The following is a 21053-nucleotide window of genomic DNA, read 5'->3' as shown; positions in this document are numbered from 1 at the left end:
ATTTCGTCATTTTGGATATCAAGCAAAAAACATTGACACCGTGTCCGCGCTCCGATATAGTTAGTATCTGTAAAGGCTGGCGCCTTGACGGCGCATGTCCGAGGTGATTTCCGTGTTGGAAAAAACCACGGAATTGAATCTGCTCTACGACTTCTACGGCTCGCTTCTGACCGAAAAGCAGCGCGCCCTGCTGGAATTGTACTACCATGAAGACTGGTCGCTCGGCGAGATCGCCGAACATCAGGGCGTTTCGCGCCAAGCGGTGTTTGAGGCGCTCAAGCGCGCGCAGACCACCCTCGGCGACCTGGAAGAGAAGCTGGGACTCCTGCGGAAACATCTCATGCGGCAAAAGCTGGCCGAAGAAATCGAGAGCCGGCTGAACCGGCATCCGGAAGCGCGCGACGCCGTCGGCCCGCTGGTCCGCCGGTTGGCCGATCTCGATTAAACCGCCGTGTGAGGAGGTGCGCCCAATGGCGTTTGAAGGTTTGTCCGAACGTTTGCAGGCGGTCATGAAAAAGCTTCGCGGCAAGGGAAAAGTGACCGAAGCCGACGTGAAGGAAGCGATGCGCGAAGTGCGCCTGGCCCTCCTTGAAGCCGATGTCAACTTCAAGGTGGTCAAGAGCTTCATCGACAGTGTCAAGGAGCGGGCGGTCGGGCAGGAAGTGCTTCAGAGCCTGACTCCCGGTCAGCAAGTGATCAAGGTGGTCAACGAGGAACTCACCCGCCTGATGGGCGGACAGCGGAGTGACCTCGCCCGGGCCAAACGGCCGCCGACCCGGATCATGATGGTCGGTCTTCAGGGAGCGGGGAAAACGACCACGACCGGGAAACTGGCCCGATATCTCCAAAAGCAGAATCGTCGTTCCCTGCTGGTGGCGGCCGACGTCTACCGGCCGGCGGCGATCCGCCAGCTGGAGATTTTGGGGTCGGATCTGAACGTGCCGGTTTTTTCGCTGGGGGATCAGGCAGACCCGGTGCGGATCGCCGAAGAGGGGGTCCGGAAAGCCGGTGAAGAAGGATTTGACTACGTAATCATCGACACCGCCGGACGCCTTCACATCGACGAAGCGATGATGGAGGAGCTGCGCAGGATCAAGGATGCGGTCCAACCCGACGAGATCCTGCTGGTCGTCGACGCGATGACCGGACAGGACGCGGTCAACGTGGCGGAGAGCTTCAACAACCTTCTCGGCATCACCGGTGTGGTGCTGACCAAGTTGGACGGTGACACCCGCGGGGGTGCGGCGCTGTCCGTCAAATCCGTCACGAACTGTCCGATCAAATTTGTCGGGATGGGCGAAAAGACCGACGCCCTCGAGCCGTTTTATCCGGACCGGATGGCGTCCCGGATCCTCGGCATGGGCGATGTGCTCACCCTGATCGAAAAGGCACAGGCCGCGGTCGACGAAGAGAAAGCGAAAGAGCTTCAGCGGAAAATGCGAACCCTTTCGTTCACGCTGGAAGATTTCTTGCAGCAGATGCAGCAGGTTCGCAAGATGGGACCGCTTGAGGACATGTTGACCATGTTGCCGGGAGCCGGAAAACTCAAGGGCATGAAAGATCTCAAGGTGGACGAGAAACAGTTTGCCCGTGTGGAAGCGATCATCCGCTCGATGACGCCGGAAGAACGGGAACGTCCGGAGATCATCAACGCCAGCCGTCGCCGCCGCATCGCAAACGGAAGCGGTACGGCCGTTCAGGACGTGAACCGCTTGCTCAAACAGTTCGAAGACATGAAGAAGATGATGAAACACCTGCAGCAGCTGACCAAAGGCGGCAAAAAGAAACGCGGTTTCCGTTTTCCATTCATGTGATAGATATTTCGCCCGGGAGGTGAATCGTTCATGGCAGTGAAAATTCGTCTGAAAAGAATGGGTGCGAAAAAAGCTCCGTTCTACCGTGTGGTGGTGGCTGATGCCCGTTCCCCGCGCGACGGTCGTTTCATCGATGAGATCGGTTACTACAACCCGCTCACCGATCCGGCCACCGTCAAAATCGACGAGGAAAAAGCGCTGAAATGGCTGGGCAACGGTGCACAAGCTTCCGATGTCGTGCGCAAGCTGTTCCGCGAGACGGGCATCCTGCAAAAAGTGCACGAGCAAAAATACGGCAAGAAGTGACGTTCTCATTTCATGGCCGGAGGCTTTACGCATATGAAGGATCTGGTTGAATACATCGTCCGGTCGCTGGTGGAAGATCCCGAACGGGTGAGCGTCCGCGAACGGGTGCAGGGAGACACGGTCATCTTTGAAGTGACGGTGGCTCCCGGTGACAAGGGCAAGGTCATCGGCAAAAACGGTCGCTTCATCAAGGCCATCCGCACGGTGGTCGGAGCGGCCGCCTGGAAGGAAAACCGCCAGGTCCGTCTGGAGATGACCTGACGGAAGAAAGGGGACTGGGCATGAGTCAGGCTGAATACCTGAAAGTGGCCCGGATGGTCGGTACGCATGGAATTCGCGGGGAAGTCCGCGTCCTGCCGGACACCGACTTTCCGGAAATCCGGTTTGCGCCGGGAAGCCGCCTGTTGCTCCGTCATCCGTCCCTTCCTTCGCCCTTGCCGCTCACCGTGGAGCGAAGCCGACCGCACAAATCAGCCTTGCTCGTCAAGTTCCGCGAATGGGGAAACATCAATGACGCCGAACCTTACAAAGGGAGTTGGCTGGTGGTTCCCCGGGAGGAAGCGGTGCCGCTCAATGAGGAGGAGGGAGAGTTCTACCATTACCAGATCATCGGTTGCCGGGTCGTGAAAACGGACGGCGAAGAGGTGGGAACCGTGAAGGAGATTTTGCGGTTTCCTGCCAATGATGTCTGGGTGGTGCGTCCCGCGGAGCGCGGAAAGGACATCCTCATCCCCTACATCGGCGAGATCGTCAAGGAAGTCGACGTGGAAGGCCGGCTGGTGCGCATCGAGTGGATGGAGGGACTCGGCGAATGACCGCTTCCCGGATCCGCTTCGATATCCTCACCCTGTTTCCGGAGATGTTTGTCGGCTTTATGGAGTCCAGCATCATCCGCAAAGCCCGTGAGAAGGGTCTGATCGAAACCAGACTCGTCAACTTCAGGGATTATGCGACCGACCGGCACCGCACGGTGGATGACACTCCTTACGGAGGAGGCGGGGGGATGGTGCTCAAACCTGAGCCCATTTTTGCCGCCGTGGAGGATCTGCTGAAAGATCTTCCGAAAAAACCTCCGATTCTGCTGATGTCCCCGCAAGGGGAACCGTTCACGCAGAAAAAAGCAGAGGAACTGGCCCAACATGATCATCTTGTGCTGATTTGCGGCCATTATGAAGGATTTGACGAGCGCATCCGCACGCATCTCGCCACCGGGGAAATATCCATCGGGGATTACGTGTTGACCGGTGGAGAATTGCCCGCCATGGTGGTCGTTGACAGTGTCAGCCGGTTGATTCCCGGCGTGCTCGGCAACCAATCTTCGGCGGTGGATGACTCGTTTTCCACGAGTCTCCTTGAATATCCGCAATACACCCGACCCGTCGATTTCCGGGGATGGAAAGTTCCCGACATCCTGCTGTCCGGGCACCATGCGAAGATTGAACGCTGGCGCCGGCAGGAGTCGCTTCGGCGCACGTGGGAGCGAAGGCCCGACTTGTTGGAGAACGCTCCCCTGTCGGACGAGGATCGGGAGTTTCTGCGGAAGTTGGGTTCGGGTGAACCGGACGGATGATTGTTTTCAATCAGACCGTGTGTTACAATATTTCCCGTCCAATTGACGGGAACGGAAGGAAAACGGGAACAACCCACATTTTCTCCCGAAAGGAGGGTACCAGGGATGCATCACATCATTCGTGAAGTGACCCAAGAACAACTCCGCAATGATCTGCCCCGGTTCCGTGCAGGGGACACCGTCCGCGTGCACGTGAAGGTGAAAGAGGGACAACGTGAACGGATCCAGGTTTTCGAAGGCGTGGTGATCCAGCGTCGCGGAGGCGGAATCTCCGAAACCTTCACTGTCCGCAAGGTTTCCTATGGTGTGGGCGTGGAACGGACTTTCCCGTTGCATTCCCCGCGGATTGACAAGATCGAAGTGATCCGCCGCGGTAAAGTGCGCCGTGCGAAGCTGTTCTACCTGCGCAAACGCAGCGGCAAGGCTGCCCGCATCAAGGAAATTCACAGATAAGCCATATGGTGCGATCCGAAGGGCTTGGTCACACAAGCCCTTTTGTCGCATCCGCTGTAACGGAATCTGACCGATTCCCGTTCGAGGAGGATCCCATGAGCAGTTTCCCCCCCCGATCTGAACGCATGCGGCGACAAAAGCAAGTCAAATCGCGAGAATGGATTCATGCTTTCCTGATTGCCGTGATTCTGGCCGTCCTCCTTCGCCTGTTCGTGTTTGAACCGTTCAATGTTTCGGGACCGTCCATGGAACGGACGATGTACACCGGAAATCTTGTGTTGGTGAACAAGCTGATTTACAAGTTCCGGGAACCCGAGCGCGGTGAAGTGGTGGTCTTCCAGTCGGCCGAAGGCAGGGATTACATCAAGAGAGTGATCGCTCTTCCCGGAGAAACGGTGGAGGCCAAGAACAACTCGTTGCTCATCAACGGCGAACCCTTGTCCGAACCGTACATCCCCGAAGACATTCGCACCAAGGATTTCCGGCAATGGACCGTCAAACCGGGAGAGGTGTTCGTCTTGGGGGACAACCGTCCGGAAAGCTATGACAGCCGTGAATTCGGACCTGTCAAGATAGACCGGATCGTGGGACGAGCCGAGCTCATCTACTGGCCGCTCAAGGATCTGAAGCTGTTGTGGTGACCCATGCTCACGGGCCACGAAAGGGTTTGCATGACTCCAGTCCGGCAGCAGCGGCGCTTACAAAGGCGCCTATTGGATTCCGGGGACGGGTCAGGCAAGCTCTTTTCTCCTTGTTGGACAGATTTTTTCGATGCCGGAGCGGAGGAATGGTTTCATGACAATCCAATGGTTTCCGGGCCACATGGCCAAGGCCCGACGGCAAGTGGAAGAAAAGCTGAAACTGGTGGATATCGTGTTCGAATTGCTGGACGCGCGCCTTCCCCTGTCCAGCCGGAACCCGATGATGGATCAGATCGTGGGCGGAAAACGGCGATTGATTCTTCTCACCAAGTGCGATTTGGCCGACGAACGGGCGAATGAAACGTGGATTCGCCATTTCAGGGAGCGGGGACTGGAAGTGCTTCCGGTGGATGCCCAGACGGGAAAAGGGGTTTCCCGCATCGTTCCCGCCTGTGAGCGGGTGCTTCAACCCTTGTTCGAGAAGAGGCGGAGCAAAGGGATTCAATCCCGGAAGTTTCGGGCGATGGTGATCGGCATTCCCAATGTCGGCAAGTCCTCCCTGATCAATCGCTTGGCGGGACGCAGCGCGGCCGTGACCGGAGACCGTCCGGGGGTGACGCGCGCCCAGCAATGGATTCGCGTCGGACAATCAATGGAACTGCTCGACACTCCCGGCATTTTGTGGCCCAAGTTTGAAGATCCGGAAGTGGGCTTCCGACTGGCCGCCAGCGGTGCCATCAAGGAAGAAATCCTGCCGCTGTATGATGTCGCCTTGTACATATTGTCGTTTTTGAAAAAGCGATATCCGCGCATGCTGGAAGAGCGGTTCAAGCTGAAAGATTCCGCGACATCACCGGAAACGTTGCTCGAGGAGATCGGCCGGAAGAGGGGCTGTCTGGTGCGCGGCGGTGAAGTGGATGTGGAGAAAGCCGCCGAGCTGATCGTCCGGGAGATTCGCTCGGGACGGATCGGCCGGATTTCCCTGGAACTGCCGGAAGACTGGACGGATGGCGGAGGGGAAGCAAGTGGAGCGGAACACGGGAACGATCAATGAAATCCGCGCATGGATCCGTCAGCCGGACGTTTCCGAAGAAGCGGTGAGAAAACTCCTGGAGGATTCGCGCGCCGGGGTTCGCAAGCTCGCGCAGGCGTGGCTTCGCGCAAGGGAGCGCGAACGGAAGGAACGGGAACGCCTGGATCTCATGTGGAAACATGAACGGGAGTGGCGAGCAAAAGGCTGTGTCCGGATTGCCGGCGTGGATGAGGCCGGCCGGGGACCGTTGGCCGGACCGGTGGTGGCGGCGGCCGTCATCTTGCCGGAGGATTTCGATCCGGAGGGTCTCAACGATTCCAAACAATTGAGCCCGGCGGAGAGAGCCGAACTGCGGGAGAGGATCGAGCGGGAGGCGCTTGCCGTCGGAGTCGGCATGGTGGATGCTCAAACGATCGACCGGGTCAATATTTTGCAAGCCACGTACATGGCCATGCGCATGGCTTTGTCTGGATTGGATCCGGCGCCGGATGCGGTGTTGGCCGATGCCGTGACCATTCCCGACATTCCGTTTCCCCAACAGGGAATCATCAAGGGGGACGCGCTCAGCCATTCCATCGCCGCGGCGTCGGTCGTCGCCAAGACCGTCCGCGACGAATGGATGGATCATGCGGCCCGGCAATACCCGGAATACGGTTTTGATCGGCACAAGGGATACGGCACGCCCGACCATCTGGAAGCACTCAAGCGGTACGGGATCACTCCGATCCATCGGCGAAGCTTCGCGCCGGTCCGCGAACTGGAAAGCGTTCAGTTGTCCCTGCCGATCGTCGAAGGAGGAGACCGTGAATGACGGACCGCCGGAAAGCGACGGGGCGGGCGGGAGAAGAAGCGGCCGCCCGATTCCTCAGCCGAAAAGGACTGAATATTCTGGACAGAAACTGGTCCTCCCGATTGGGAGAGTTGGATCTCGTGGCCGTCGACGGAGACACGCTGGTCTTCGTGGAGGTCCGGACTACCGGCGGAGACCGTTTCGGACACGGATTCCAGTCCGTGGACCTGAACAAGCAGCGAAAAGTCCGACGCCTGGCGGCTCAGTATTTGCAGATGCACCGGCTGCATGACCGGCCCGTCCGTTTTGACGTCGTGTCTGTACGGGTTGATCGGAATCTCGAAGTGTTGCACGTGGAGCACATTCCCGGGGCATTTTGAGTATAGATCGGGAAAAAGCCGGAAATCCGGTGAATACCGAAAGACAAACCGCGGGAGGCTGACATGATTCGGGCCGTATTTTTTGACGCCGGTCACACCCTCATCCGTTCGTACGGAGTGTCCAAAGAGGATTTGCTTCGCCACGCCTGCCGGCTGTTTGCTCCCAAATTGGCCGCACGTCCGCTGGCTTGGTCCGAAGGAGCCCGGGCGATGGAACTCCATTTTCAGCAAACCCGTCTTCAGGGGAAAAAGGCTTCATTCACGGACAATCTGCGGATCGGATTGAAAGCGGCCGGCATTCCGGATACGGAGGCGAAGGCATGGGCGCTTTCGATCACCGCCCGCAAGTTGCCGAAGAAGCTTCGTCCGGAACCGGGGGCGATTTGGCTGCTTCAACGGCTGAAACGGGCCGGCCTGAACGTGGCGGTCGTTTCCAACTGGGACGGCAGCCTGGAGCGCGCCCTCGAAAAGCTCAGGATGCACCGCTGGATCGATGCCGTGGTCGATTCGGGAAAAACGGGAGTTCGCAAACCGGATCCCCGGATCTTTCACGTGGCATGTCGGAAGCTGAGAATCCGTCCTGACGAAGCCGTCCACGTCGGGGACATCTACGCGGCCGACATCTTGGGAGCGCGTGTCGCCGGCATTCGCGGTGTGCTGTATGATCCGCTCGGCATCATGGAAACGCGGGTTTCCTGTCCGGTCATTCGACGCTTGCCGGAGCTTGTCGCTGTTTTGAATCCATTGGGATGAATCCGCATGAATCGGGGGCCTGTGTCCGGTGAACGGAAATGCCGGGCATCTGCCCCCGATTTCGCATATCATGGCAGCATCAGCCCGAATCATGAGTGAGAGCGGGGGATGGAGCGATGAACAGCGGACGATTCTCCGGAACAAATCCGGACGGTGCTCGCCGGATTCCCCGAACCGTCCGGCTCGATGCGTTTCCCCGTTTGCCCGGTGAAACGGATGACACGGGCAGGTTCCTCCGGGCGATCGAAGAACTTCGGGACGGGGATACGCTGGTGGTGCCGGACGGTTGGTACGAGGCGCAAAACATCACGATCCGCAAAGCGATCCATCTGCGGTTCGAGGGAAGCGCGACCATTGAATCCGTTGGGACCGATCCGGATCACATCATCAAGTATGAGGGACGCGTTTCCCGGCAACGGCATTCGCTGTCGGAACCGGCCGCTCGTCATGACCGGCGGCTGGTGCTTCGGACGCGTCCGGATGACATCGGCCCCGGTGACATGATTGTGCTCACGGATGACACGGTGCGTGAAAAAGACGGAATGAAGGACGTGAACACGGAAGTTCATGAGGTGGAAACCCTCTTTCCGATGCATCCGGAATGCTTGTCCGGGGCGGAGCTCAACACCGATTCGAACGGCGACGGGGTGGCCGATGCGTGGGCGGTTGCCGGAGGAGACGGGGTTCGGTGTTTCATGGATCAACGGGAAAAGTGCCAATGCATCCGGGTACCGGCAGGCGGTGATCCGGTTTTTCTGTGGCAGGAAGTGAAGGTGACACCGCAACGATTTTATTGTCTGACCGCTTGCTTCAAGGGAGGACCGTCCGTTCGCGGGGAGCTTTCCCTCATCTGGCTGAGCCGCACCGGCAGGGAGCTGGGCAGAATCCTCGTGGCCGAGCGGGGAACCGGGGAGTGGGCGAGGCTGGAACGGGCAAACGTGCAAGCGCCGAACGGAGCCGTGCGGGCCTGGATCTGTGTGGGGGGCCGTTCGCTTGACGGGGAAGTCCGGGAGGCGAGATTCCGTCACGCCGGTTTCCGGGATGCCGCCACGGTGCTGGTATTGGCCGGGTTTGTCCGGTTGCCGAAACAGCCTTCCCCCGTCGGCAACAACGTCTGCAAAGTGTGGCCGCTGGAACGCGTCAGCATTCACAACCTGCGTTGCCGCTTGAAGGAGGGCTCCAGGAGGGGCTTCGGAATCCACGTCGAAGGAATGCGCGACTTCACGCTGAAAGGGTTTCACTGGAGCCGCGGGGCAATGGCCGGTGTATTTTTGCGCAAAGCGATGCATGTGCGGGTGGAACATTTTCAGGTGGAACACCCCCAGGTGATCGGATCGGGACAGGGGTACGGCATCCAGTGCTACGGAGGCGTCTGCGGCGTGGTGATCCGTGACGGAATCGGCATCGCCATGCGTCACACCATCGATCTGGAAGGGACGTTTGATGCGCGGGTGGAAAACGTGGTGACTCATGAGGACCGGTTTCCGTCCTTTCTCCTGTGTCACAACGGATGGTGCTCGGACTTGACGGTGAAAAGCTGCAAGGCGCTGCAATGCCGTTCCTCCGGGTTTGTGCTGGAATGTCAGGGGGTCAGCGATCCGTTGAAGCTGACCCACCACAACATTCGCATACTGGACTGCGAGTGGCAACGGATGGTGGATCCGGCAAGTCCCGTCTGTTACGGGTACGGAGTCTGGTTCAAGGCCCCCGTCCGGGGAGCCGTTGTGCGGGGATTCCGGGCATGGTGCGGAACGGGAGAGGAGTGTCCAACAACGCGGGACAACGGAGCCGTTCGCTGCCTGCCGGTTCGCAGTGAGGTGAGGATCCGGGACCTGAAGGCGGAAGGACTGAGACGGGGCGTCATGATGTGGACCCCCGCTCCGATCAAGGAAACGGACCCGGCTGCAAGGATTGTCCTGGAGAGAGCAAGCTTCCGCCATTGTCGGTCGGCCCTGTTTTCCGCGGGAGGCAGGGGGAGACGACTCACGGTTCGGGGAGTGGACGCGGATCGGCTGGCATCTTTTGTCATGGAAGGAAGCGGCGGAACATGGAGCGATCTGGTCATCGAAGACGTTTCCGTCACCCGCTCTCCGGACGTCCGGTTTTTCCAGACGCCTCCGCGACCGGAAAAAGGATGCGCCCTGAACGGACGTCTTTGCGGAATCCGTTCCGATCTGTCTTCAAAGACCGAAGCCACGTGTGCGGGATGGACGCTGACATGGGAGGATTTGCTGCTGAAGGCGCCGGGGGGAACATGGATGTTCGGGCCGAAAATCCGTGATTCGGGGGACGGTGCACTCCCGGACGGGATCGTGGAAGGGCAAACGATCCGGCTTGTCAATCCGTACGGATGCCGGTTCGAACTTCGCTCCCCCAATCTGTTCGGAGACGGAGGCGAGACGAACATCCGTTTTTCACCCGACAGGCGGACGGCATGGTTGGTGTGGCGGAGCAACAAATGGTGGTGCACATGAAAAAACCCCGGGCGACGAACGGATTCTCCGTTGCCCGGGGGTTGTTGTTCACGGAAATTGCAATGCGAGAAAAAATGTGATATCCTGAAGTGTGCAATCAGAAGAACTAACAATAAATAAAATATACCCAATTATATACTATCACTTTCGGGTTTTGTTGTCAAGGATTGATTCGCAAAAAATCGAGGAGGACGGAACATGAGCGTGACACGAGAGGAATGGGAAAAGGAACAGCAAAGGGTGGACGAAGTCACCCGGAAAATCGGGGAGCGCATGGCCGAACTGGAGCGAAGAGCGGGAGGGCTCAAGGAAGAAATCGTCGACATTCGGCGTCATTTCTGGGATGACGTGACCGTCAACCTGGAGGATCCGGACGATGCGCTGGAGACCGCCGCCAGCATCAAGCAGCAGGCCGAAGTGTTGGCCGAAAGGGAGAGGGGATTCCGAAGCGCGGACAAGGAAAGGAATGTTTTGTCCAGGATGAAGCGCTCTCCCTGGTTCGGCCGCATTGATTTCCGGGAAAGCGGCGAAACGGAAACGGAACGGATCTATTTGGGCATCTCTTCCTTCCGCGACGAAGAAACCGACGAATTTCTCGTGTATGATTGGAGAGCTCCCATCTCCAGCCTGTATTACGACGCCGCGCCCGGTCCGGTGAGTTTCACGACGCCGGGCGGTACGGTGAGCGGGGAGTTGAAGTTGAAACGGCAGTATGTGATCCGCTCCGGCAAGATCGTCAGCCTGTTTGACACCGGCGTGACGATCGGGGATGAACTGTTGCAGGAAGTGCTGGGCCGGCAGTCGGATGTCCGGATGAAAAACATCGTGTCCACCATCCAGAAAGAACAGAACCGGATCATCCGCAGCGAGCGGGCCCGTCTGCTCATCGTTCAGGGAGCGGCCGGCAGCGGCAAGACATCCACCGCCTTGCAACGGGTGGCGTGGCTGTTGTACCGGTATCGGGGAAGTCTCACGGCCGATCAGATCGTGCTGTTCTCCCCCAACCCGATGTTCAACGCTTACATCAGTACGGTGCTTCCCGAGTTGGGCGAAGAAAACACGAAGCAGCTGACGTTCCGGGAGCTGCTGGAACAGAGATTGGGAGACAAGTATCGGCTGGAAGATCCGCTCGCCCAGATGGAAGAAGTGCTGACAAGCGACGGAGAGAAGAACAAGACGCGGATCGCCGCCATTCGGTACAAGGCTTCCCCCGCGTTCATGAAGCTGTTGGACCGTTATCTTGAAGAGTTGGGCAGGGAAGGGTTGGTTTTCCGGGATGTCCGCTTCCGGGAAGAGTCGATCGTGACGGCCGCGGAGATCCTGAAGCAGTTCCGCGTGACCGCCCCTGAAACCAGGCTGGAAAACCGGATCCGTCAATTGGCGGAGTGGATCCTCGCCAAATTGGATGAACGGGCGGAGGAGGAGAAGAAGAAAGATTGGGTGGATGAAGAGATCCAATACCTCGATGCGGAAACATACCTGAAAGGGGATCGGCGCCTTCGGTCTCAGGAGAAATCCGCCGGACGGGACGGCTACCTGCGTCAGCGTGACGTTCTGGCGGACATTGTCGTCAGTCGGGCGATGAAACCGGTGCGCCGCCAGGTGAGGAATCTTCGCTTCGTGGACACGCTCAAGGTGTACCGACGACTGTTTGAGTCACCACGGCGGGCCGCCCGGCTGACCGACGGAGGCGAGCTGCCCGAACATTGGGCGGACATTTGCCGGGAGACGCTGAAGCGACTGGATAACCGCTTTTTGTCCGCCGAGGATGCCACCCCGTTTTTGTACCTGACGGAGCGCATTGAAGGAACGGAAATCGACAACACCATCCGGCACGTGTTGATCGACGAAGCTCAGGATTATTCCCCGTTTCAGTTCGCGTTCATCCGCCGGCTGTATCCGCGGGCCCGAATCACGGTGCTGGGGGATTTCAACCAAGCCATTTTCGCCCACTCCGCGGAACAGGACATCTTCGCCGCTCTTCCCCGGCTGTTCAATGAGGATTCGGTGGAAACATTCGTGCTCAGCAAAAGCTATCGCTCCACCCGTCCCATCGTGGAGTTCACCCGCAAACTGATCCCGGACGGTGAGAACATCGAGCCGTTCAACCGGGAAGGCGCCAAGCCGAAACTGACGGTCCTGAAAGAACGTTCATCGCTTCCGGACCTGGTGGCCGGCCGGATCCGGGAGCTCTTGGCGGCAGGGCACGGAACAGTGGCGGTCATTTGCAAAACGGCCCGGGAATGCCATGAGGCCTGCGAAGCGCTGCGGGAAAGAATTCCCGTCAAACGGATCACCGCAGAGACGGCATCTTTTGACAAAGGGGCTCTCGTCATCCCCTCCTATCTGGCCAAAGGGATCGAATTTGATGCCGTCATCGTGTGGGATGCTTCCAGGAAAGCGTACGGCGAAGAAAGGGACCGGAAGCTGTTTTACACCACCTGCACCCGGGCCATGCATGAGCTTCACCTGTTTTGTCCCGGAGAACCGAACCCGTTTGTGAAAGGGGTTCCGCGGGATCTGGTGGATGTGGAGGAAGTCGGCGGCTCCGTAAAAGAGCTTCCGGCGCAATCCTGAACGATCCGCCGATTCCGATAGCGGTCGGTCCGGAATGTGTTCTTCCGGATCCGGCCGTTTTTTTCATGCAAGCATCCCGGAGTATTTTCGACACACTTTGACAATTTTGTCACATCCATGTCCTTCCTGAATCAAGTTTGTCCGATTTTACGTATTCAGAAGGGAGACGGAAATTCGGGAGGGAGTGGAATCAAATCCGTGCGCACGATTCGCGTGATGTTGTGGAGCATGGTGGCGGTTTGCGCGGCCGTCGCCGGTTGGTGGTATTTCGGCCGGGTGCTTGCCGCGACGGAAGGACTTGAAGTGGATCCTGCGAAAATCAAGATGATCCGGTTGCCGGACGGAAGCATGGTGAAGGGATATGATTTCCCGATTCATACGCTGAGACCGGAGGAAGATTATTACCATTTGAAGAAGCCGGTTTCGCTCGTTCCGGAAAACACGCCCGTGGACGAACAGGGGGTGCCCATCATCCGGAAGGGCGGGAAGGTGTACAATCATCCCGTTCGCCTGGCGCATCATGCCATTTTATATGTGAACAGCTATCAAATGACGAAAAATCCGGAATATCTGAAGATGGCCGAAAAATTGGCGGGACGGCTGGAGGAAATCGGAATCCGGGAAGGAAACCGGTTGTATTTCCCGTACGAATTTGACATCTATCTTCATTCCATTCCCTCCGAACGCCTCAAACCCAAGTGGTATTCCGGAATGGCCCAGGGACAGGCGCTGTCGGCCTTTTCACGGTTGTATCAGGTCACCGGGGACAAACGGTATCTGAAAAGTGCGGAAGAGATCTTCAACAGCCTGGTGCATCTCAAAGCGAATGACGGGTCCGTCTGGGTGTCGATGGTGGATGAGCGGCAATATTTCTGGATGGAAGAATATCCGATGGAAACGCCCACACATGTGTTGAACGGATATCTGTACGCGATTTTCGGCCTCTACGACTATTATCAGGTGACCAAGTCAGACGGGGTCAAAGATGTCCTGCAGGCATCACTCATGACCATTCACGATCACATTGACCGATACCGCGTGCCCGGAGAACTCAGCCGGTACTGTTTGAAGCATCCTCATCAATCCCCGTTGTACCACAAGATTCACATTCATCAGCTGGATGTGGTGCACAAAATGACCGGCATGAAGAAATTCGGGGAAATGAAAAAGACGTTTGAAACGGACCGGAAACCGTAAAAGGTTCCGGGAGGCCGGATCGTCATCGGCGAAGGGGATTCGGGGCAAGTGTCCGCTTTTTTTGCGGTTGCCCGGGTCCCTTTTTTCATTTGCCGGGGCTGTCATCCGGCCCGCGGTTCATGCTCCGAAATGCTTTCACCTTTTCCCGTGGTGTGTTGTTGGAAAAAGTTGGGCCCGTCGTTCGCGAACTCTCTGCGCATCATGCCTTCCCTCTTTTTGTCACAGGGCCTGTTCGGAATTCGTGCTTTCCCCGTTGCCGGTGGCTTTGGGAGTTCTGGAATTGATAAAATGATTTCGTGAATTTACGGAAGAAATGATGCATTTTGAAACAGGCAGGAGGAACGGACATGATTTCCAGCATCCCCAGAGTGGTCATCGCAGGAACGGGCAGTGGCACGGGAAAAACCACGGTGACTCTGGGACTGATGGCCGCGCTCGGGCAGAGGGGCCTGAACGTACAGGGATTCAAGGTGGGACCTGACTTCATCGATCCTGGTTTTCACACGGCCGTCACCGGCAGACCGTCACGCAATCTCGACACCTGGATGGTTCCACACGACACGGTGTCGGAGATTTTTTTGCGCGGCTCCGAGGGTTCGGATCTTGCGGTGGTGGAAGGGGTGATGGGACTTTTTGACGGGCGGGGGCCGATGGACGATGCGGGAAGTACGGCGGAATTGGCCGCCTTGCTGCAGGCGCCGGTCATCCTGGTGGTGGACGTTTCCGGCATGGCCCGCAGCAGTGCCGCCGTCGTGCGGGGCTTTCAGACGATGCGTCCGGATGTCCGTGTGTGCGGGGTGATCGCCAATCGCTGCGGCGGAGAAGGACACTTTCGGATCATTCGGGACGCGGTGGAGCAGATGTGCGGAATCCCCGTGATCGGTTGGCTTCCTGATGAACCGGAGGTCCGGCTGCCCGAGCGGCACCTTGGTCTGGTCCCGGCCTTGGAGCGGGCGGAAACGGATTCAGTGATGGCGCGGATCGGAAGCCTGGTTTCGCGTCATGTGGATCTCGACCTTCTGGAAAAACTGGCACAGGAGGCACCGGCGCTCAAATGGCCGGGAAGACGCGTGTTTGTTTCTGCGTATCCTCCGGTGAAACACGGACCGGTCATCGCCGTCGCGCTGGACGATGCGTTCCATTTCTATTATCGGGATAACTTCGATCTGCTGGAGCTGAACGGGGCAAAGCTCCGCTTTTTCAGCCCGCTGGCCGATGAGCCGGTACCTGAAGAAGCGGACGGCCTCTGGTTCGGCGGAGGGTTTCCGGAGGAATTTGCCGATCGGCTGGCCGCCAACGAACGGACGAAAGCTTCGATTCGCGAAGCGGTGCGCAAGGGACTGCCGATATACGCCGAATGCGGGGGTTATATGTATTTGGGCAGGGAGATCACGGACCGGCAGGGAAACGTGTGGCCGATGGTCGGGGTGGTTCCCGCGTCGTTCCGCATGGAAGACCGGTTGGTGGCGATCGGGTACCGGGAGGTGACGGCGGCGGTCGATTCCGTATTGCATTCGAAGGGAGAGCGGGCCAGAGGGCATGAATTCCATTGGTCGTCCATGACGTCGACGGACCCGTATCCGGCGGCGTATGAAGCGGCAGACGGCTCCCGGATTCCCGCGGACGGATATGTCCGGCGAAATCTTCTGGCCGGGTACACGCATTTGCATTTCGCCTCCAACCCCGAAATGGTCCGGCGGTGGATCCGGAAATGCTTGGAGCAAAGACAGCGGAAGGAGGAACATTGACCGTGACCAGGGCCATCATGTTGCAGGGGACGGCTTCCGATGTGGGCAAAAGTTTGCTGTGCACGGCGTTTTGCCGCTGGTTTCATGAAGAGGGGTATCGGGTGGCGCCTTTCAAATCGCAAAACATGGCGCTCAACTCCTGGATCACCCCGGATGGCGGGGAGATCGGCCGGGCCCAAGCGGTTCAGGCGGAAGCGGCGGGAACCCGGGCCACCGTGGAGATGAACCCGATCCTGCTCAAGCCGAAGCGGGAGGCTGTGACCGAGGTCGTCTTGCTGGGGAAGCATTTCGCGGAGCTGGAAGCCGGAAGGTATCGCGAAAAAGGCTTCGAAACCGGATTGAAGGTGATCCGGGAATCGCTGGAGCGGCTGTCTTCCCGGTTTGACGTGCTGGTGATCGAAGGGGCGGGCAGCCCGGCGGAAATCAACCTGAAATACCGGGATCTGGCCAACATGAAAGTGGCGGAACTGGCGGATGCGCCGGTCATCCTTGTGGCAGACATCGACCGCGGGGGAGCGTTCGCTTCGGTGGTCGGCACCCTGGAGCTGCTGGAACCGGAAGAGCGGCGACGGGTGAAGGGCGTCATCATCAACAAGTTCCGGGGGATTCGCGACCTGTTGGAGCCCGGGATTCGTTGGCTGGAGGAGCGAACGGGCATCCCCGTCCTGGGCGTGATGCCCCATCTGGATGTCGGCCTGGATCCCGAAGATTCGCTCGCCCTCGAATCGCTCCGGCTGAAACCGGCGACGGACCGTCCATGTGCGGACGTGGCGGTCATCGGCTTGCCATATCTCTCCCATTTCACCGATCTGCTTCCGCTCGCCCATGCTCCGGACGTGAGACTGAGGTTGGTGAAGTCACCGGCCGACATCGGCAGACCGGACGTCGTCGTGCTTCCCGGAACCGAAAACCCGACGGAAGACCTCGCATGGATCCGGAAGTTGGGCTGGGACAAGCGGATTCGATCCCTGCATGAAGAAGGCGTGGAAGTGGTGGGCATCGGCGGAGGATTCCATTTGCTGGGGCAAACCTTCTCCGTCCCGTCCGGACCAGACTCCCGCCCGCTCACCTGTCCCGGCCTGGCGCTGCTTCCGGTGGATACGGCGGATGAAGGGAACAGGCAAACTGCCCGCAGATCGGGCGTTTCCCGCCTTCCGTGGGCGAAAGGGGTGACGGTCGGCGGATACGGAAGAAACCCGGCAAGGATCATGAGCGACTCCGGGATCCTGCCTGCGTTTGAATGGAACGACAAGGAAGCGGAAGGGGCCGTCGCCGAAGACGGGTCGGTGTGGGGAACCACGCTCCACGGCCTGTTTGACAATCCGGCGTTCACGCACCGGTGGATTGACCGTTTGCGCCTGAAAAGGGGGATGTCTCCCCGGCCTCCGGAATGGGAAACGTTCGCGGTTTCCCGGGAGAAGCTGTATGACCGGTTGTCAAGAGCCCTGAGGGAGCATGTGGACATGCAGAAAGTGCTGGAAATCATGGGTCTGTCCAAGAAGTGAATCTGAAGGGAGCGGAGAGCTGCAACCGTCACGGTTCCAGAACGTTGAACGATGCGGAAATGCGAAACGGCGGGGCAACGAACCGGCGCCATGTCAGGCAAACCGGCCGTCCCGCCGAATTTCTTTTCCGCAAGTCTTGTTCCTTTACGTGTTCTTCCGGAAGTGCGTGAAGAACAACGCCCCGGCGAGGATGCACCCCTTGACGATGTCCTGCGCGTAATACGGGACGTTCAGCATGGTAAGACCATTCAACAGCACCCCGATCAGGACCGCGCCGAAGAAGGTGCCGATCACGTGGGGTTTGCCTTTGCCGAACACGGAAAACCCGATGAACGCCGCCGCCATTCCGTCCATCAACAGCGGAGCGCCGGCTGCCACCTGGCCGGTTCCGATGCGCGCTGCCAGCACGATGCCGGCCAGAGAAGAGAACAGGGCGCTCAGCACGTACGCGTATGTCTGAATCCGTTTCACCGGTACCCCCGACAGGCGGGCCGCCTCCGCATTCCCGCCGGTCGCGTAGATGAGCCGGCCGAACCGTGTCCGGGTCAAAATCACGTGAACGATGGCCGTCAGCAGCAGCATCAGAATCACCGGAAACGGAACGGAGGCAATCTCTCCCTGACCGATGAACAGAAAGGACGGAAGAAAGCGCCCGGGGGCGATCGATCCGTCGGCCATGGGCATTTGGTTGTAGATCGAATAACCTTTCGTGAAGGTCAGGTGAAGGCCGTTCACGATATACATGGTGGCCAGCGTGGCCAGCAAATCCGGGATGCGGACGCGAACGGTGAGCAGCGCGTTCAGCAGCCCGATGAGTGCTCCCAACACCAGCGGTACCAGAATCGCCACCCACGTTTCCTGACGGTACCAGACCAGCATGGCGGCACCGGTCACCGTGGCGAGGCTGGCGACGGAACCGACGGACAGGTCAAATCCGCCGGCTGCCAGGGAAATCGTGACGCCGATTGCCAGCAGGCAGATGATGGAGATGGAACGGAGGATGTCGGTGAAGTTTTGCCAGGTCAGAAAGCGTTCGTCCAACAGACCGAAAATGAGGATGGTGAGCAGGATGACGAGCAGGGTGCCGGATCGCGTCAGCAAGGCTCCCCAACGCAACCGGCCCCACACGCTCACGCTCTTTTTCCATTTGGTCAATGCCTGTTCCATGTTGTCCCTCCTGCAGCCGCATGCATGATGGTTTCCGGTGTCGCTTCATCCCGTGTCCATTCCCCGGTGATTTCGCCGTCCGCCATCACCAGGATCCGGTCCGCCACCGTGAACAGTTCCCCGATGTCCGACGTGAAGTAAAGAACGCCTTTTCCCTTGTCGGCCAGTGCCCGGATGAACCGCAGCACATCTTGTTTGGCCCCCAGATCGATACCCTTGGTCGGTTCGTCAAACATGTACACATCGGCATCCGTTTCCAGCCATTTGCCGATGGCCACCTTCTGCTGGTTTCCGCCGCTGAGAAAGCGGATGTCGTGATGCGGAGAAGGGGCGCGGACGGAAAGGCGTTCGATCAATCGGAGCGCGTATGACGTTTCTTCCTGACGGCGAATCCAGCCGAAGGAAGAGAGGGAACCGAGCCGGGGGAGCGAGAGATTTTCCGTCACGGAGAAGCCGAACAGCACGCCTTCTTTCCTCCGTTCCTCGGGCACCAGGCAGATGCCGGCCCGGATGGCCTGCTCCGGAGTCCGGACGGAGACCGTTTTTCCGCGAATCCACCAGGTTCCCGATCCCGGGTCCGCCCCGAACAGGGCCCGGGCCGTCTCCGATTTTCCTCCGCCCACCAGACCGGCGATGCCCAGCACCTCCCCTTCATGGAGGGTGAACGAAACGGATTTTCCGGTGGCGGGAACGAAAAATGAGTCCACGCGCGCCAACGGGGTATCACGCCGTTTGGTATCGGTCCGTGCAGGGGGAACGAAGGTTTTGCCCAGCATGTGCTGAACGATGTCATCATCGGTGAAATCCTTCAGATGGCCGGTGATGACGGAGCGCCCGTTTCGCAGAACGGTGAACCGGTCCGCCAGCGACCGGATTTCTCCCAACCGGTGGCTGATGAGGATGATGCCCACGCCCCGCTTTGCCAACCCCCGGATCACCTCCGTCAGACGCCGGGTTTCCCGTTCGCTGAGCGGGGCGGTCGGTTCGTCCAGAATCAGGAACTTCACGCTGCCGGCCAGGGAGCGCGCAATCAGGATCAGCTGTTTTTCCGCGAGGGTGCATCGGGACACCGGCTGGTCCGGGTCCAGCTCGGCGCCCACTTCGCCGAGGAGTTGCACGGCTTTTTCTCTCAGCGTTGTTGCGCGGATCCAGGAGGGGCCGGCGGTGATCTCTTCCAGCATCACGTTTTCGGTAACCGTCATGGAAGGGACCAAGGCGGCATCCACTTCCTGCACCACCAGCCGGATGCCTTCCCGCCGCGCCGCTTTCGGCGATGGGAGGTGAATCTCCCGGTCTCCCAGCAGGATGGACCCTCCGTCCTTGGACAGATTGCCGGCCAAAATGTGCATCAGCGTGCTTTTGCCGGCCCCGTTGGCCCCGACGAGGGCGTGAACCTCGCCGGGGTGAACGGTGATGGATACGTCTTTCAACACCTCATGTCCGTCGAAGGATTTTTGGATCCCCTTCATCTCCAGGCGTTCGGTCATTTCTTGTTCGCCTCGATCAGTTTGTTCATCCACGGGGACCATCCGGCCTGAGATTGTCCCCAGCCGGGGATGTATTTGCCGATGTCCTGCATGCTCACCGGTTGATCGGAGGTCAGGAGACGCTGTTCCACCAGGTGGGGTTGGACGCTGTAGACCTGGGGCACCGGTTCACCGGCGATTTTCTGGTACAGGAAACGTACCTGCAGACGTCCCACATCGGCCGGATCGGTGGCGGCCGTCGCTTTCCACGGGCTGTTCGGAGCCTGCATCAGTTGCAGGTCCTCGTCGCTCAGGTCGATGCCGTACACCTTGATCTCCGTTCTTCCGGCCTGCTGGATGGCGCGGGTGGCACCTTTGGCGAATTCATCCCAGGGAGCAAACACCGCATCAATGTCGCCTTTGTTCGGATACTTCCGCAGGAGCGCTTCCATCTGGGCCTGCGTATCCAGTGCGGTGTTGGCGCTGGCCGTGCCGAAGCGGGCGATTTCCTTGATGCCCGGATACCGTTTGCGGAACGCTTCGTACATCACGTTGCGCCGCTCCATCGGGGTATAGCCGGCCACCCAGATGTAGACGATTTCGCCCTGGCCGTTCAGGTCCTGGGCCAGCGTTCGCAAGGCGTTCCAGGCAAGGGAATAGTCATCCTGGTCGATCACCGTCACGCCGGGGATGTTGAGGTCACTGTCAAACGCCACCACCGGGATGCCGGCGGCCACCGCTTTTTTCACACCGGGTGCCAGCGCATCCGCCCGACCGTGGTCCAGCAGGATGCCGTCCACTTTCTGATTGATGGCTGTCTCCAGATAGGAAGCCATTTTCGACAGGTCGTTGTCGGCGTTGTACACCTGCACTTCACCGCCGAACGCTTTCACCTGTTCCGTGAGCCCGGCGATGTATTGCGAGGAAAACGTCCCGATGGAGAACTGGGTGATGGCCGCGATCTTCAGGGGTTTTTTCAACTTTTCCGGAATTTCCGCGGAACCGTTTCCGGGAGGGGTCACGGCCGACTTGGCGGGAGCATCCGGACCGGTCCCCGGTTTTCCGGACACCCGGTCTTGCTCGTTGCAGCCGCTGACCAGCAGCAATGCTATCAACAGAACAAACCATGACTTCCATCTGCGCATCTTTCGCTCTTCCTCCTTTGGGGTTCGTTCTGCG

At 59.0% G+C, this 21053-nt stretch carries 20 protein-coding genes; 17 read left to right on the top strand and 3 right to left on the bottom strand.

Annotated elements, in window-relative coordinates:
- The first annotated feature begins 112 nt into the window (after window positions 1-112).
- From ylxM to EG886_RS07790, 17 genes are all read left to right on the top strand, one after another.
- Window positions 113-445, top strand: a complete 333-nt coding sequence (gene ylxM / locus EG886_RS07870; RefSeq protein ID WP_124727622.1) for a YlxM family DNA-binding protein — start codon at window positions 113-115, stop codon at window positions 443-445.
- A 25-nt stretch (window positions 446-470) separates the two neighbouring features.
- Window positions 471-1814 (top strand): signal recognition particle protein, encoded by a 1344-nt coding sequence (ffh, locus tag EG886_RS07865; protein ID WP_124727621.1) that lies wholly within the window; start codon window positions 471-473, stop codon window positions 1812-1814.
- Between the two features lie 30 nt (window positions 1815-1844).
- Entirely contained in the window at window positions 1845-2120 is a 276-nt protein-coding gene (gene rpsP, locus EG886_RS07860) for a 30S ribosomal protein S16 (protein ID WP_124727620.1), read from the top strand.
- Between the two features lie 33 nt (window positions 2121-2153).
- Window positions 2154-2381: a KH domain-containing protein gene (locus tag EG886_RS07855; protein ID WP_124727619.1), complete on the top strand. Its 228-nt coding sequence runs from the start codon at window positions 2154-2156 to the stop codon at window positions 2379-2381.
- Between the two features lie 20 nt (window positions 2382-2401).
- A complete protein-coding gene (gene rimM / locus EG886_RS07850) occupies window positions 2402-2935 on the top strand; it encodes a ribosome maturation factor RimM (RefSeq protein ID WP_124727618.1) in 534 nt (177 codons plus the stop codon).
- An 11-nt stretch (window positions 2936-2946) separates the two neighbouring features.
- Entirely contained in the window at window positions 2947-3690 is a 744-nt protein-coding gene (gene trmD / locus EG886_RS07845) for a tRNA (guanosine(37)-N1)-methyltransferase TrmD (RefSeq protein WP_124728719.1), read from the top strand.
- A 105-nt stretch (window positions 3691-3795) separates the two neighbouring features.
- On the top strand, window positions 3796-4143 hold the full coding sequence (rplS, locus tag EG886_RS07840; protein WP_124727617.1) for a 50S ribosomal protein L19: 348 nt from the start codon (window positions 3796-3798) through the stop codon (window positions 4141-4143).
- Window positions 4144-4238: 95 nt separating this feature from the next.
- On the top strand, window positions 4239-4784 hold the full coding sequence (lepB, locus tag EG886_RS07835; RefSeq protein WP_124727616.1) for a signal peptidase I: 546 nt from the start codon (window positions 4239-4241) through the stop codon (window positions 4782-4784).
- A gap of 154 nt (window positions 4785-4938) precedes the next feature.
- Window positions 4939-5838 carry a ribosome biogenesis GTPase YlqF gene (gene ylqF / locus EG886_RS07830; RefSeq protein WP_124727615.1) on the top strand — a complete coding sequence of 300 codons (900 nt, stop codon included), beginning with the start codon at window positions 4939-4941 and terminating at the stop codon, window positions 5836-5838.
- Window positions 5810-6628: a ribonuclease HII gene (locus tag EG886_RS07825; protein ID WP_277423811.1), complete on the top strand. Its 819-nt coding sequence runs from the start codon at window positions 5810-5812 to the stop codon at window positions 6626-6628. The genes ylqF and EG886_RS07825 overlap by 29 nt, the downstream gene beginning before the upstream one ends.
- Entirely contained in the window at window positions 6625-6987 is a 363-nt protein-coding gene (locus EG886_RS07820) for a YraN family protein (RefSeq protein WP_124727613.1), read from the top strand. Before EG886_RS07825 ends, EG886_RS07820 begins: the two co-directional genes overlap by 4 nt.
- Before the next feature lie 63 nt (window positions 6988-7050).
- Window positions 7051-7740, top strand: coding sequence for an HAD family hydrolase (locus tag EG886_RS07815; RefSeq protein WP_124727612.1), 690 nt, complete (start codon window positions 7051-7053; stop codon window positions 7738-7740).
- 116 nt (window positions 7741-7856) lie between these two features.
- Window positions 7857-10214 (top strand): hypothetical protein, encoded by a 2358-nt coding sequence (locus EG886_RS07810; protein ID WP_124727611.1) that lies wholly within the window; start codon window positions 7857-7859, stop codon window positions 10212-10214.
- Window positions 10215-10412: 198 nt separating this feature from the next.
- The gene (helD, locus tag EG886_RS07805; RefSeq protein WP_124727610.1) at window positions 10413-12791 is read left to right on the top strand and encodes an RNA polymerase recycling motor HelD; all 2379 of its coding nucleotides are present in this window, start codon (window positions 10413-10415) and stop codon (window positions 12789-12791) included.
- A 198-nt stretch (window positions 12792-12989) separates the two neighbouring features.
- The gene (locus EG886_RS07800; RefSeq protein ID WP_164491728.1) at window positions 12990-13988 is read left to right on the top strand and encodes a D-glucuronyl C5-epimerase family protein; all 999 of its coding nucleotides are present in this window, start codon (window positions 12990-12992) and stop codon (window positions 13986-13988) included.
- Between the two features lie 347 nt (window positions 13989-14335).
- The gene (locus EG886_RS07795) at window positions 14336-15736 is read left to right on the top strand and encodes a cobyrinic acid a,c-diamide synthase CobB (RefSeq protein WP_124727608.1); all 1401 of its coding nucleotides are present in this window, start codon (window positions 14336-14338) and stop codon (window positions 15734-15736) included.
- Window positions 15737-15738: 2 nt separating this feature from the next.
- Window positions 15739-17241: a cobyric acid synthase gene (locus EG886_RS07790; protein ID WP_241154287.1), complete on the top strand. Its 1503-nt coding sequence runs from the start codon at window positions 15739-15741 to the stop codon at window positions 17239-17241.
- 144 nt (window positions 17242-17385) lie between these two features.
- Here EG886_RS07790 and EG886_RS07785 read toward each other — a convergent pair whose 3' ends face one another.
- Genes EG886_RS07785 through EG886_RS07775 form a run of 3 tightly spaced genes read right to left on the bottom strand, consistent with a single transcriptional unit; the run spans window position 17386 to window position 21019 of the window.
- Window positions 17386-18408, bottom strand: a complete 1023-nt coding sequence (locus EG886_RS07785) for an ABC transporter permease (protein ID WP_124727606.1) — start codon at window positions 18406-18408, stop codon at window positions 17386-17388.
- Complete coding sequence (locus EG886_RS07780; protein ID WP_164491727.1) at window positions 18393-19895, bottom strand: sugar ABC transporter ATP-binding protein; 1503 nt, start codon at window positions 19893-19895, stop codon at window positions 18393-18395. The genes EG886_RS07785 and EG886_RS07780 overlap by 16 nt, the downstream gene beginning before the upstream one ends.
- Window positions 19892-21019, bottom strand: coding sequence for a sugar ABC transporter substrate-binding protein (locus EG886_RS07775; protein ID WP_124727604.1), 1128 nt, complete (start codon window positions 21017-21019; stop codon window positions 19892-19894). Before EG886_RS07775 ends, EG886_RS07780 begins: the two co-directional genes overlap by 4 nt.
- Window positions 21020-21053 lie beyond the last annotated feature (34 nt).

The sequence above is a fragment of the Staphylospora marina genome (genome assembly GCF_003856495.1).
Classification (GTDB): domain Bacteria; phylum Bacillota; class Bacilli; order Thermoactinomycetales; family Thermoactinomycetaceae; genus Staphylospora; species Staphylospora marina.
The sequence above is the reverse complement of the archived record's forward strand: the minus strand, read 5'-3'. Positions and strand labels throughout refer to the sequence as shown.

Bases quoted from the DNA above. Each gene is read 5' to 3' on its own strand.
- ffh (WP_124727621.1), top strand. From the start codon at position 471: ATGGCGTTTGAAGGTTTGTCCGAACGTTTGCAGGCGGTCATGAAAAAG.
- rpsP (WP_124727620.1), top strand. From the start codon at position 1,845: ATGGCAGTGAAAATTCGTCTGAAAAGAATGGGTGCGAAAAAAGCTCCG.
- EG886_RS07855 (WP_124727619.1), top strand. From the start codon at position 2,154: ATGAAGGATCTGGTTGAATACATCGTCCGGTCGCTGGTGGAAGATCCC.
- rimM (WP_124727618.1), top strand. From the start codon at position 2,402: ATGAGTCAGGCTGAATACCTGAAAGTGGCCCGGATGGTCGGTACGCAT.
- rplS (WP_124727617.1), top strand. From the start codon at position 3,796: ATGCATCACATCATTCGTGAAGTGACCCAAGAACAACTCCGCAATGAT.
- lepB (WP_124727616.1), top strand. From the start codon at position 4,239: ATGAGCAGTTTCCCCCCCCGATCTGAACGCATGCGGCGACAAAAGCAA.
- ylqF (WP_124727615.1), top strand. From the start codon at position 4,939: ATGACAATCCAATGGTTTCCGGGCCACATGGCCAAGGCCCGACGGCAA.
- EG886_RS07820 (WP_124727613.1), top strand. From the start codon at position 6,625: ATGACGGACCGCCGGAAAGCGACGGGGCGGGCGGGAGAAGAAGCGGCC.
- EG886_RS07815 (WP_124727612.1), top strand. From the start codon at position 7,051: ATGATTCGGGCCGTATTTTTTGACGCCGGTCACACCCTCATCCGTTCG.
- EG886_RS07810 (WP_124727611.1), top strand. From the start codon at position 7,857: ATGAACAGCGGACGATTCTCCGGAACAAATCCGGACGGTGCTCGCCGG.
- helD (WP_124727610.1), top strand. From the start codon at position 10,413: ATGAGCGTGACACGAGAGGAATGGGAAAAGGAACAGCAAAGGGTGGAC.
- EG886_RS07795 (WP_124727608.1), top strand. From the start codon at position 14,336: ATGATTTCCAGCATCCCCAGAGTGGTCATCGCAGGAACGGGCAGTGGC.
- EG886_RS07785 (WP_124727606.1), bottom strand. From the start codon at position 18,408: ATGGAACAGGCATTGACCAAATGGAAAAAGAGCGTGAGCGTGTGGGGC.
- EG886_RS07780 (WP_164491727.1), bottom strand. From the start codon at position 19,895: ATGACCGAACGCCTGGAGATGAAGGGGATCCAAAAATCCTTCGACGGA.
- EG886_RS07775 (WP_124727604.1), bottom strand. From the start codon at position 21,019: ATGCGCAGATGGAAGTCATGGTTTGTTCTGTTGATAGCATTGCTGCTG.